Source organism: Burkholderia ubonensis, from assembly GCF_902833085.1.
In the GTDB taxonomy this organism is placed as follows: domain Bacteria; phylum Pseudomonadota; class Gammaproteobacteria; order Burkholderiales; family Burkholderiaceae; genus Burkholderia; species Burkholderia ubonensis.
Window position 1 is genome coordinate 201,547 of record NZ_CADFEB010000001.1, and the last position, 12,162, is coordinate 213,708.

Genomic DNA, 12,162 nt, shown 5'->3' on the forward strand with positions numbered 1-12,162 from the left:
CGCCGCTGCGCGCGCGGATCATGGCCGGATCGAAGGAGAACCGGTGGAAGGCGGCGCAGGCCGCCGCCAGCACGCTGTGCGCCGCCTGCTGTCTCGTCGTCGCGGCGAGCATGGCCCCGCCGGCCGCGCTCGCGGGCGCGACCGCCGGACACAAGGCCGCGCCCCGCCCGTCCGCGCAACGCAAGGACACCGGCGACCCGCGGCGCTTCATGCACGGCATCGGCGTGGCCGACGCCGGCAACGGCAAGCGCTGGATCTTCTTCAGCAGCTCGGGCCTCCCGCCGCGCGGCGCGCTGTCCAACGGCAACTGGCCGCATGACGTTTACGTCGGCGAGTGGTCGCCCGGCAGTGCCCGCCTCACGCACGTCCGCACGTTCATCAGCCGGCCCGAAGCGCAGGAGCCGGTGTCGGTCGCGCAGAACGACCACGGCGACCTCTTCGTCACGTTCGAGGACGGCTGGAACGCGCCGCAGGAAGTCAGCCAGCGGTACGGCGTCTATCGCCGCGACCTGAAGCCGGTCAAGCCGTATCCGAACGACGTCGAGTCGGGCGGCCACTCGGGGCACGTCGCCGCGGTCGGCGAGCGCTTCGTCGTGTTCTATTCCGCCGACTGGGTCGACGGCGGCGGCGTCGACAACCTGGGCACCGGCGGCGGCGTCTACCTGAAGACCTACGATGCCGCCGGCCGGCTGCTGAACCACGTCCCGGTCGCGCCGCACAGCCGCGAGTGGTGGCCCGTGATCGCGGGCTCGCCGCGCAACGCGCTGCTGGTCTGGCAGAAATTCATCGAAGGCAGCACGGACGCGACGCTCGAATACGCGATGTTCGATCCGGTGACGGCGAAGCTGGAAAGGCTCGGGCGGCTGAACGATGCGATCCAGTACTACGTCTACTCGTCGGCCTACGTGCCGGCGATCGACCGCTTCGTCGTCGTCACGACGGCGGCGGACCAGCGCGGCGTCGCGATGCTGATCGCCCCGGACGGCCGCCGCACTGCGACGCTCGACTGCCTGCCGGCGTCGGTGCGCGAATCCGGCATCGGTGTCGCCGGCACGCATGCGTATGTGCCGACCCGCGACGGGCGGCTGCTGACGCTGGCGCTGGCGCCCGCGCGAATCACCGTGAGCGGCGCGCAGCGCTCGCCGATTCCGTGGGGCACGACGGGTATCGCCGGTTTCCCGGCGCGCGGCGCGGCGATGCATTTCGTGTCGCTGACGCCGGCCGGCGTGCGGGAAGCCGATTTCGAACCGGGGCGGGAAAGCGCGCTTGCGGAGCCGGAAGCGCAATGCGCCAACCGGCAATGACGAAGCGGCACGCCCCCGCCTCTTCATCGTGACACCGCGGACGATTCGCCCAAGAGGTCAGTTCAAAATCGCTTGAGTCGGTTTTTTACTTTCCTGGCGAGCAGTTAGCCATAGAAAATTCCGCCCGAATTCAATAGCAAGAAACGGAGTGCTCGCGCGTCGAGATGCGACCAGACTAACAACTGACCAATCCGAACATGAGAAAAGACAATGAACGTGCTTGCAAACAAGGTCGCCATCATCACCGGCGCCAGTTCTGGAATTGGACGCGCGACCGCGTTGCTTTTCGCTCGCGAGGGCGCAGCGGTGGTAGTTGGCGCCCGTCGCAAGGCCGAGCTGGAAAGCCTTGTGACGGAAATCACCGCACAGAGAGGAACGGCGATATACGTCGCGGGCGACGTCAGGGATGAGACATATGCGCGGACTCTCGTTCAGACGGCCGTTGACCGCTTCGGTGGCCTGGACATTGCGTTCAACAACGCGGGGACGCTTGGCGAAATGGGTCCCACGCCACAAATATCCGAGACGGGTTGGTGCGAGACGATTGACACCAATCTCACAAGTGCGTTCCTCGGCGCGAAGCATCAGATCCCCGCGATGATGCTTCGTGGCTCCGGAAGCATCATCTTTACTTCGACTTTTGTTGGGTACACGGTCGGCTTCCCCGGCGTCGCGGCCTACGCTGCCAGCAAGGCAGGATTGATCGGGCTGACCCAGTCACTCGCCGCGGAGTTTGGACCGAAGGCCATTCGCGTCAACGCAATTCTTCCTGGCGGAGTCGACACCCCCATGGGGCGCACAATGAGTGCGTCGCCCGAAGCAATGGCTCATGTGGCGGGACTACACGCGCTCAAACGTATTGCTACGCCGGAGGAACTTGCGCAGTCGGTCCTCTACATGGCTTCCAGCGCCTCTTCATTCATGACCGGCGGGGCGCTGCTGGTTGATGGAGGGGTATCGATCAATCGCACCTGATGTCGGAGCATGGGCCGCTTTAAACAACCCGGGAACGAATTCAGCAACTTCGACGTGAACGCATCCCCGGCGCGCAGCGCGACGATGCATTTCGTGTCGCTGACGCCATCCGGCACGCGCGAAGCCGACTTCGAGCCGCAGCGCGAAACGCCTTTGCCGAAGGCGGAAGCGCAGTGTTCGAGTCGGTGACGCGACGGCGAGCGCGGCGTCGCGTGGCGCGCGCCGGATGAACGCGTTCAGTCCGCGATCCCGCTACCCTGTCCGAACCGCGCCACGCAGTGCCACACCCATTTGGCCGTCTGATAGTCGAGTACGCCGTCCCGCGCGCGGCCGATCAAGGCCGGCGTCACGATGCGATCGACGGCGATGCGCGCGATTCCGTCGGCGGCCGCCCGTCCACGGAACTGCTCGCACTCGGGAAGCCGATCCAGCGACAGCCGGAAACCGCCGTGCCACTCGACCCGGCAGCCCGAACGCGCAGCCGCCGCCTCGACCGGCGTATCGCGATAGCTCGGATCGAGCACGATCGCGTCGACGTCGTCGGCCAGGCTGACCACGCCGTGCACCTGCGCCTCGATGTAGTTGTCGAGCAGCGGATCGAGGCCGTCGCGGTTTTCGGCCGCGAGCGCGATCAGCGCCGTGCAGTCGTGAACCGCGAAATGCGCGGGCCGGTAAAAGCTGTCGGGGTAGCAGAAGGTCGTTCGCCGATGCGCATCGCTTCGCAGGCGCAAATGACACGATCCGAAGCGGCGCGACCCGCCGACAGGATCGAGACGATGGTTCAGCGCGCCGTACTTCGGCCGCAGCGCGGGATCGGCGTCATCGTATGCCTGCCCGAACATCCGGCTTTCCCAGAGCCAGCGATCGCCGCCGGGATGCGCGGTCAGGCCGCCGTTGCTCGTCGCCGTCTCGAACTGGGACCGGTAGATGCCGTCGCGGACGATCCGCTCGAGCGTGCCGACGCCGTCGGCCCGCGTGTCCGGATGGAAATTGAGCGTGACGGGAAATTCCGGGCCCGGCCGCGCCGGCGGCAGGGATCGTCGGATATGTGAGAGCGCCCGCTCTGCGGGAGTGTCCATGCGTGTCGTCCGGTAGCGTCGAACGTTGCCGGGTGTTGCTGGCCGTGTCGGAGCACGATACTACAGCTTGTGCTGCTTCGTGTCGTTGACGCCGGCCGGCGTGCGGGAAGCCGATTTCGAACCGGGGCGGGAAAGCGCGCTCACGGAGCCGGGCGAACCCTGTTCCACCGGTCGATGACGGAGCGGCGCGCGCAGGATGCCGCCGCCCCTGCACCATCAATCGCCCGCTTCCTGCGCGCTTTGCAGCACCGCGCGCAGCAGCACGTCCGCACCGGCCGCCGCCCACTCTGGCGTGATCGCCTCGGCCTCGTTGTGGCTCAACCCGTCGACGCACGGCACGAAGATCATCCCGGTCGGCGCGACGCGCGCGATATAGCACGCGTCATGGCCCGCGCCGGACACGATGTCCATGTGCGGCAGTCCGAGCGCGTCGGCCGCGTCGCGCACCGCGTCGATGCAGGCCGGCGCGAACGGCACCGGCGGATATTTGAAGATCTGCTCGATCTGCGCGCCGAGGCCGGCCTCGCCCGCCACGCGCGCGAGTTCCGCGCGCAGCGCGGCGTCCAGCGCGTCGAGCACCGCGTCGTCCGGATGCCGGAATTCGACCGTGAAAAAGCACCCGCCCGGCACCGTGTTGCGCGAGTTCGGGCGCGCGTCGATCATCCCGACCGTCGCGCGCGCATGCGGCGCATGACGGCGGCCCAGCGCGTCGACGAATGCGATCATCCGCGCGGCGCCGACCAGCGCGTCGCGGCGGAATTCCATCGGCGTCGTGCCCGCGTGCGCGTCGACGCCGGTCAGCGTCACCTCGTACCAGCGCTGCCCTTGCCCGGCCGTCACGACGCCGATCGTCTTGCCCGCGCGCTCGAGAATCGCGCCCTGCTCGATATGCAGCTCGTAGGCCGCGTGCACCGGATAGCCGCCGACCGGCTCGCCGCCCGCATAGCCGATCCGCGCGAGCTCCTCGCCGATCGTCTTGCCCGCGGCGTCGGTGCGCGACAGCCCGTAGTCGAGCGTATAGACGCCCGCGAACACGCCGGCCGCGACGATCGCCGGCGCGAAGCGCGAGCCTTCCTCGTTGGTCCAGATCACCACGTCGATCGGCCGCCCGGTCTCGATGCCCGCATCGTTCAGCGCGCGCACCACTTCGAGCCCGCCGAGCACGCCGTAGATGCCGTCGTAGCGGCCGCCGGTCGGCTGCGAATCGGCATGCGAGCCGGTCATCACCGGCGCGGCGTCCGGGTTGCGGCCCGCGCGGCGCGCGAACACGTTGCCCATCCGGTCGACCCGCACCGTGCAGCCGGCGTCGCGCGCCCATTGCACGAACAGGTCGCGCGATTCGCGGTCGAGGTCCGTCAGCGCGAGCCGGCACACGCCGCCCTTCGGCGTCGCGCCGATCTGCGCCATCCGTTCGAGCGACGCCCACAGCCGCTCGCCGTTCACGCGCGGTACGCGCAGGTTGTCGTCACGCCGCATCGCCCGCTCCCTGCTCGCCGCCGCGCGCCGCATCCGTCAGCCGATAGCGGAAATCGCAGCGCTTGCCGCCCTGCATGATCGTGGTGGTGCGCGTGAGCGCGATGCGCGGATCGTAGCCCTGGATGAAATAGCTGTCGCGTGCGCAGCTCAGCAGATGGCCGATTTCGCCGAGCCCCATCGCGTGATACATCTCCGCATAGCTGCAGCGGTTCACGTCGTAGTCGAAATGCGCGTCGTCCTCGCGGCGCACCTCGACGTCGAGCGCGTCGTCCTTCTCCCACAGCACCTGCAGCGCGACGAACGACTTTACGCTCGTGCCGCCCGGTTCCTGCGCGGCGAACGTGCGCCCCGCGTCGACGGCCGCGCCGCGCACCGCTTCCGCGATCACCGCCTGCGCACGCTCGATGCCGAACTCGCGCTTCATGATCTCGTAGATCGGCTTGATGATTTCCGCCTCGATGCGGCGCCGCGCGAGTATGCCGAGGCGCGTGTCGTCCGGCGCGGCGGCCGGAGCCTGGGTGGGTTCGGTCATTGTCGAGGTCTCCATGAGGTCATTTGGACGCGGCGCGCGCGCCGCCGAGCACGTCGACGACGGTCCACTTGCCGCCGCGCACCTGGTAGATCGTGAACGCGGGGTTCTTCAGGTTGCCCGCGTCGTCGAACGCGATCCGGCCCGTCACGCCCGGCCGGTCGATCGCGCGCACCGCGGCGACCAGCTTCGCCGGCTGTGTCGTGCCGGCCTTTTGCGTCGCGGCGATCAGCGTCGCGGCCGCGTCGTACGCGAACGGCGCGTGCAGCTCGATCGGCGCGTGGTAGCGCGACTGGTACTGCGCATCGAACGCGCTGCCGCCCGGCATGCGCGCGAGCGGCAGGCCCGGTTCGAGCGCGGTGACGCCCTCACCGTCCTTGCCCGCGAGCGACAGGAAGGTCTGGCTCACGAAGCCGCCCGCGCCGAGCAGCGGCGCATTCACGCCGAGCTGGCGCATGCGCCGCGCGAGCGGCGCGGCCTGCGCGTCGAGGCCGCCGAAGAACACGAGATCCGCGCGCTTGCCCTTGATCGCGGTCAGCACGCCGCTGAAATCGGTCGTCTTGTCGTTCACGTACTGGCGATCGACGATCGCGCCGCCGCTCGCCTCGACGCCCTTGATGAACTGGTCGGCCAGGCCCGCGCCGAACGACGTGCGATCGTCGATCACCGCGATGCGCTTCGCCTTCAGCGTCTTCACCGCGTAGGCACCCGTGAAGTTGCCGCCCGCATCGTCGTGACCCATGATGCGGAACGCCGTCGCGTAGCCCTGCTGCGTGTATTGATGACCGGTCGACGCGGGTGCGATCTGCGCAATCCCGGCGTCGCGATAGACGCGCGACGCGGGCACGCTGCAGCCGGTGTTCCAGTGGCCGACCACGCCGATCACGTGCTTGTCGACGAGCTGCTGCGCCACCGCGACGGCGGTGCGCGGGTCGGACTGGTCGTCCGCCGCGACGAGCTTGTAGACCACCGGCTTGCCGCCGATGCTCGGGTGCTTCGCGTTCGCGTCGTCGATCGCGAGCTGCGCGCCGTTCTGCAGGTCCTTGCCGATCCGCGCGGACGGGCCGGTCAGCGGCGCCGCGAGGCCGATCAGGATCGTCTGCGGCGCGGATTGCGCGACGGCGGGCGTGGAAGCGATCAGGGCAGCCGCGGACCACGCGAGGCTGGCGGGAACGAAGGAGATTTTCATGTGGGAACCGGGAGTGAATCGGGAAAACATGAAAAATATTAAATAATCGGCTTCCACACCCCAAATATCCAATTGTTGGATGCTTATGCCATTCCCGACACAATAGCGCAACACCCTGTAAACACAAGCTATTTTCAGCTTGTCGCTTACCCCGACTTTTCGATAAAATTTGACACATGAAAAATATCGAACAATTGCCACACGATCCGCCGCTGCGCGCCGTCCGCGCGTTCGAGGCGTTCGCGCGCCTCGGCTCGGTCACCGCGGCGGCGGCCGAGCTCGACATCACGCCGTCCGCGGTCAGCCACCAGCTGCAGTTGCTCGACGCGTTCATCCAGACGCCGCTGACCGTGCGCGACGGGCGCCTGCTCGCGCTTACCGACGAAGGCCGCGACTACTACCGGTCGATCAGCGCCGCGTTCTCGGTGCTGCGCAGCGCGACGCGCTTCGTGCGCGACCGCTCGTCGCTGCGGCAGATCACGATCAGCCTGATCCCGCTGTTCGGCATCGGCTGGTTCATCCCGCGCCTGCATGCGTTCCTCGCGGAGAACACCGACGTCGACGTGACCGTGCTGTATGCGCACCACCGCAACTACCGAAGCGATGCGTCGGACCTGTCGATCCGCTTCGGCACCGGCGACTGGCCCGGCTATCGCTGCGAGCGCCTGCTGCCGGGCGCGATGACGCCGATGTGCAGCCCGTCGTTCCTCGAGCGTCACGGGCCGTTCCGCACCCCGGCCGATCTCGCGCACGCGCCGCTCGTGCACGACGAGGATCGCAGCGCGTGGGTCAACTGGCTGCAGGGCGCAGGCGTGCGGCACGTTTCGCACGCGGTCGGCCCGATGTTCGAGGACGGCCAGCTCACGCTGAGCGCGGCGCGCGCGGATCTCGGCGTCGCGCTGCTGCGCGCGCCGCTCGTCGAACGCGAGCTGGCGAGCGGCGAGCTCGTGCGGCTGTTCGATCACGTGCTCGACGACGGGCGCGACTACTACCTGTGCACGCGGGAGGACACGGACTTGCCGGATGGCGCCGGGCGGCTCGCGGCGTGGTTGAGGCACATGGCGGCGGCGTGATGCCGGGCGCCCTTGGCATCGTCGTCTACATCGCCCTGCCCCAGCCTCGTTCGACCGCATAGGCGACCGTCGCGCGCGCCAGTTCCTGCGTGCTGTCGATGAGCATGACCCTCGCGTTGCGCAACGCGCGCGCCGCGATCGGAATCTCCGTGCAGCCCATCACAGCGACGGAAACCTTGCGCCGCTCGAGCGTCGCCAGCGCCCGCGACAGATGCCCGGCGGCGGCTTCGATCTGCGTTGCCTTGACGGCCTCGATGCATGCGGCGATGTCGCGCTGGGCGGCCGCGGCCGGCATCACCGGCTCGATGCCGCGCGAGCGCAGCGACGCCTGATAGAACCCGGACACGAGCGCGCCGCCCGTCGCGAGCACCGCGACCCGCCGGATGCCCGCCGGCAACGCGGCCACCGCCGCGTCGACGATATGCAGGATCGGCGCGTCGCTCCGTTCGGCCATCTGCGCGTACCAGTGATGCGCCGAATTGCACGGGATCACGATCACGCCGGCGCCGCACCGGTTCAGCAGGTCGATGCCGTCGAGCAGCGCCGGCAACGGGTCGACGCCGCCGGCGACGATCGCGCGCGAGCGATCGGGCGTATGCGTCAGGTTCGCGACGATCATCGACAGATGCTCCTGATCGCAGCGTGCGCGCGTCAGCTGCATCACGCGGTGCATGAAGTCGACCGTGGCGAGCGGCCCCATTCCGCCTAGAACGCCGATGAGTGCCATGAGTCGTCTCCTAGTTTCGCGACGGCCGCGAACAGATGAACGAAACGACGGCCGCATTGCCGATCACCAGCAACAGGGTCCGCAGCATCTCGCAAACCGGATCGACCGCGGCGAACAGCACGAACGCGGCCTCGAACGGCAGATGCAGATACGCGCACGTCATGCCGGCCAGCGACACGGTCACGAGGCCCGACGTGCCCGCCGACGCAAAACCGGCGAGCACCGACGCGAGCAGCACGAGCCCGAGCTCGCCCGCATCGAGGGGACGCTCGTAGAGCTGCGCGATGAACAGCGTCGCGCTGGCGTAATAGACCATCGGGCCGACGCGCAGCAGCGATACGGTCAACGGCACGAGCAGCTCGACGCGCGCGCGGGCAAAGCCGAACCCGTCGACGAGACACTGGATCATCCCCGGCATGCAGGCCATGCTGCTGCGGGTGGCAAGCGCGAGCGCGAACGGGATGCGCAGCTCGGCGAGCGTCACGGCCAGCGTGCGCCCCGAGCGCTTCCAGATCACGACGACCGCCGCCCCGATCAGCAACGCCGACACGACAAGGAACGCCGCGACGAAGCGGATCATCGCTTCGAGCGGCCCGATGCCGGACGTGCCGATGTGCGCGGCGCCCATGCAGAACAGCACGACCGGCGTCGGATAGGCGAGCCAGTGCATGAGCTTCTGGCACGTGAAGTAGACCGTCTCCAGCGACTGGGCGAGCGCCGTCGACGCGCTCGCGGGGACCCGCCCGGCCGCGAAGCCGAAGAACAACGAGAAGACGAGCGCTTTCAGCGTATCCCCGTTCGCCAGCGCGGCGAAGAAGTTGCCCGGCACGAGCGCGATCACCATGTCGGCGAAACCGGAGGTCTTCTCCGACGGATCGGCGCCGTACAGGCTCATCACGGTGTCGCTCGCCGCGCCGTCGCTGCCGACCATCGCGCCGAAGGCCCTGAGCGTGTCGTTCGACAGGTGCTCGCCCGGCCGCATCGCGAGCAGCACGACCGCCCCGACGACGACGACGAACACCGACACGCCGACGAACATCACCATCACGCGCCCGACGAGATCCGCCGCGCTGCCGTCGCGCATCAGCCGCTGCAGGCTGAAGATCACGGCCGCCACCATGAACGGCAGCGCCGTCATCTTCAGCAGGCCGACGTAAATGTCCCCGACGAACGCGAATTTCGGCGCGGCTTCCGGCAGCAGCATGCCGGCCATCACGCCGAGCGCGAGGCTGCCGAACACGGTCCACGGATTGACGGCGAAAGCATGAAGCCATTGGGAACGGGTTGTCGTTTTCATTTTTTGATGTCCATGTCAGCGACTCGTCGCATTGAGCAGCGACTTCACGTCGAACCGTCTGCCACGGTCCTCCAGGAACTGGTTGACGAAAGCCAGCAGCGTCGGATCGGAGACGCGCACGCCGATCGCGAGCGCATCGTTGAGATCGGCGAGCGTCGCCACGCGCAGGCGAATCGGCGCTGTCGGCTGCTCTTTCATCACGCGCTTGATGGCGAGCTCGTCGCGATAGGTCGCCGATACGGCGCCGGCGTTCAGCGCATCCAGCACCGCGCTCCAGCTCGAGTAGGTGCGGATCCGCGCTTTCGGAAAGTCGGTCTGCACGTAGTCCGCGTAGGCCGAGCCCGCCACGATGCCGATCGTGCCGTCGTAGTCGCGCACGACCTCCGGCACGGGGCGCCCCCTCGCAAGCTCGGCGAACCGGACGCGATTGAACAGCAGCGCACGCTTCAGGCTCACGTACGGCGTGCTGAAGCGGATGACCTGCGCGCGCGGCAGCGTGCGCGACAGCTTGCTGACGGCGAGATCGGCACGCCCCGTCGCGAGCAGTTGCACGACGCCGTCGAACGTGGCGGCCTCGCGGTCGAAACGCACCGCCACGCCGAGCTTTTTCGCGATCTCGTTCGCGAGGTCGATGTCGACGCCGGCCAATTCGCCGTTGCGCGACTCGAAGAACGGCGGCTGGTCGACGCCGAGCACCGCGACGACGAGTTCGCCCCGCGTGACGATGCGCGCGAATTCCGGCGCGAGCAGCCTGCCGTCGGGCATCTGCACGAGTCCGGCCGGCGTCGCGGCCGGAGGCGTCGCCGCGACCGGCGCCGATGCCTGCGCATCGCGCGAGTGCGCCGGGCCGGCGAACAGCGCGACGACGAGCGCGCCGAGCAACCAGCCCGCAGGCACGCGGGCCGGCCAACAGGAATGCATCGCGTCACGGGCCCATGCCAGCAGAACACGGGCGACGCGTCCGGGAACGTGGTTCATATCGCAAAGAAGAGAAATCGGACGTTGCGCACGATGCGCCGATCCGTTCAGGTCGAACGGGCTTCAGGACGACGCGCGTCGGGTCGCGCTTTCGGTCGAGGCGGCAGCACTGCCCGCCCGTTCAATGTCTCAAATGCGCCCGCCGGTTGAAATCCGTCGGATGGCCCGGGCGAGGCGGCACGGGCCGGTTGGTTCGCGCATCGTCGTGCGCGGCGACGCCGGCGGGATACATCTCACCCGACCGGTTGCCCGGCGCGTGTCGGCCAAAATGCACAATCGCGCCATGCCGACACCCGAAGAAAAAGCGGCGTTCAGCGAACGCCTGAAATTCGCACTGCGACGCGGTCCACAGAAAGTCGCGGGCGCGACGGATCTGGCGCGGCACTTCAATCTCCGCCACCATGGCGCGCATCCGGTGTCGACGCAGACCGTGCACAAATGGATGACCGGGCGCACGATCCCGACGCCGGACAAACTTCGCACGCTCGCGACGTGGCTGCGCGTCGACCTGCACTGGCTGCGCTACGGCCCGCCGCCGAGCGTCGCGTCGTGCATGACGCCGCCGCCGCTGCCGCGCGACGAGCACTATCCGCCGACGCCCGAGACGATCGAGCTGGCGTCGAAGATCGAGACGCTGTCGGCGCACCACCGCTACCTGCTCGAGGAGCTGATCGAGCAGTTCTACGGCGACGCGCCGAAACGATAGGGCCTGTTCACGCTAATAACGGGCTTGCGCTGCGACAATCCGCCGCGCCCTTCGCATCTCCTGCGCACACCGGCGCATGCAGATAGGAATTCACGATCCCGGGGATTGAAACAAGCAATTTCACAAACTCAGGGTGAACCCGGATACTGGCGACTCGTTAATTCAACACCGCAACGAGCAAGGAAACCCAGATGCCGATCATCAACACCCAAATCAAGCCGTTCAAGGCAACCGCATACCACAACGGCGATTTCGTGCCCGTCTCCGACGAGAACCTCAAGGGCAAGTGGTCCGTCGTCGTGTTCTACCCGGCCGACTTCACGTTCGTCTGCCCGACCGAGCTGGGCGACCTCGCCGACCGCTACGCGGAATTCCAGAAGCTGGGTGTCGAAATCTACGCGGTGTCGACCGACACGCACTTCACGCACAAGGCCTGGCACGACACGTCGGACACGATCGGCAAGATCAAGTACCCGATGATCGGCGACCCGACGCTCACGCTGTCGCGCAACTTCGACGTGCTGATCGAGGAAGAAGGGATGGCGCTGCGCGGCACCTTCGTGATCAACCCGGAAGGCGAGATCAAGCTGTGCGAGATCCACGACAACGGCATCGGCCGCGATGCGGGCGAGCTGCTGCGCAAGGTGCAGGCCGCGCAATACATCGCCGCGCACCCGGGTGAAGTGTGCCCGGCCAAGTGGACCCCGGGCGCCGAGACGCTGACGCCGTCGCTCGACCTGATCGGCAAGATCTGACGACACGCCCCGCGCGCCTCATGCGAGGCGCGCATCGGCCGGCCGCCGCATCGCGCGGCCCGCCCTCCCCTCCG

At 68.1% G+C, this 12,162-nt stretch carries 14 protein-coding genes; 6 read left to right on the forward strand and 8 right to left on the reverse strand.

Going from position 1 to position 12,162, the window contains the following annotated elements; genetic code table 11:
* Positions 1–20 precede the first annotated feature (20 nt).
* The 3 genes from HWX31_RS00875 to HWX31_RS35125 all read left to right on the forward strand — a co-directional run bounded on the left by HWX31_RS00875 (position 21) and on the right by HWX31_RS35125 (position 2,468).
* Positions 21–1,304 carry a hypothetical protein gene (locus tag HWX31_RS00875; protein ID WP_415494053.1) on the forward strand — a complete coding sequence of 428 codons (1,284 nt, stop codon included), beginning with the start codon at positions 21–23 and terminating at the stop codon, positions 1,302–1,304.
* Between the two features lie 210 nt (positions 1,305–1,514).
* Positions 1,515–2,279, forward strand: coding sequence for an SDR family oxidoreductase (locus HWX31_RS00880; protein ID WP_174962463.1), 765 nt, complete (start codon positions 1,515–1,517; stop codon positions 2,277–2,279).
* Positions 2,280–2,333: 54 nt separating this feature from the next.
* Positions 2,334–2,468: a hypothetical protein gene (locus HWX31_RS35125; protein ID WP_279613136.1), complete on the forward strand. Its 135-nt coding sequence runs from the start codon at positions 2,334–2,336 to the stop codon at positions 2,466–2,468.
* Positions 2,469–2,515: 47 nt separating this feature from the next.
* Here the strand turns inward: HWX31_RS35125 and HWX31_RS00885 are convergent, their stop codons facing one another.
* The 4 genes from HWX31_RS00885 to HWX31_RS00900 form a co-directional block, all read right to left on the reverse strand.
* Positions 2,516–3,358, reverse strand: coding sequence for a DUF3626 domain-containing protein (locus tag HWX31_RS00885; protein WP_174962461.1), 843 nt, complete (start codon positions 3,356–3,358; stop codon positions 2,516–2,518).
* A gap of 216 nt (positions 3,359–3,574) precedes the next feature.
* The gene (locus tag HWX31_RS00890) at positions 3,575–4,834 is read right to left on the reverse strand and encodes a Zn-dependent hydrolase (RefSeq protein ID WP_174962458.1); all 1,260 of its coding nucleotides are present in this window, start codon (positions 4,832–4,834) and stop codon (positions 3,575–3,577) included.
* Positions 4,824–5,366, reverse strand: coding sequence for an L-2-amino-thiazoline-4-carboxylic acid hydrolase (locus tag HWX31_RS00895; RefSeq protein ID WP_174962456.1), 543 nt, complete (start codon positions 5,364–5,366; stop codon positions 4,824–4,826). The genes HWX31_RS00890 and HWX31_RS00895 overlap by 11 nt, the downstream gene beginning before the upstream one ends.
* Positions 5,367–5,385: 19 nt before the next feature.
* A complete protein-coding gene (locus HWX31_RS00900; protein ID WP_059658645.1) occupies positions 5,386–6,552 on the reverse strand; it encodes a branched-chain amino acid ABC transporter substrate-binding protein in 1,167 nt (388 codons plus the stop codon).
* A gap of 176 nt (positions 6,553–6,728) precedes the next feature.
* On the opposite strand from HWX31_RS00900, the gene HWX31_RS00905 reads away from it, so the two are divergent.
* Positions 6,729–7,625: a LysR substrate-binding domain-containing protein gene (locus HWX31_RS00905; RefSeq protein WP_059610858.1), complete on the forward strand. Its 897-nt coding sequence runs from the start codon at positions 6,729–6,731 to the stop codon at positions 7,623–7,625.
* Between the two features lie 25 nt (positions 7,626–7,650).
* Here the strand turns inward: HWX31_RS00905 and cuyB are convergent, their stop codons facing one another.
* The 4 genes from cuyB to HWX31_RS00925 all read right to left on the reverse strand — a co-directional run bounded on the left by cuyB (position 7,651) and on the right by HWX31_RS00925 (position 11,030).
* Positions 7,651–8,352: a cysteate racemase gene (cuyB, locus tag HWX31_RS00910; RefSeq protein WP_174962454.1), complete on the reverse strand. Its 702-nt coding sequence runs from the start codon at positions 8,350–8,352 to the stop codon at positions 7,651–7,653.
* Between the two features lie 10 nt (positions 8,353–8,362).
* Positions 8,363–9,649: a dicarboxylate/amino acid:cation symporter gene (locus HWX31_RS00915; RefSeq protein WP_174962452.1), complete on the reverse strand. Its 1,287-nt coding sequence runs from the start codon at positions 9,647–9,649 to the stop codon at positions 8,363–8,365.
* A 15-nt stretch (positions 9,650–9,664) separates the two neighbouring features.
* A complete protein-coding gene (locus HWX31_RS00920; RefSeq protein WP_415494045.1) occupies positions 9,665–10,570 on the reverse strand; it encodes a substrate-binding periplasmic protein in 906 nt (301 codons plus the stop codon).
* Between the two features lie 178 nt (positions 10,571–10,748).
* Positions 10,749–11,030 carry a hypothetical protein gene (locus HWX31_RS00925; protein ID WP_174962425.1) on the reverse strand — a complete coding sequence of 94 codons (282 nt, stop codon included), beginning with the start codon at positions 11,028–11,030 and terminating at the stop codon, positions 10,749–10,751.
* Between HWX31_RS00925 and HWX31_RS00930 the strand changes: the two genes are divergently transcribed.
* Complete coding sequence (locus HWX31_RS00930; RefSeq protein ID WP_174962448.1) at positions 10,911–11,333, forward strand: transcriptional regulator; 423 nt, start codon at positions 10,911–10,913, stop codon at positions 11,331–11,333. The two genes, HWX31_RS00925 and HWX31_RS00930, sit on opposite strands and share 120 nt — an antisense overlap.
* 191 nt (positions 11,334–11,524) lie before the next feature.
* Positions 11,525–12,088 (forward strand): alkyl hydroperoxide reductase subunit C, encoded by a 564-nt coding sequence (gene ahpC / locus HWX31_RS00935; RefSeq protein WP_059610848.1) that lies wholly within the window; start codon positions 11,525–11,527, stop codon positions 12,086–12,088.
* The last annotated feature ends 74 nt before the right edge of the window (positions 12,089–12,162 follow it).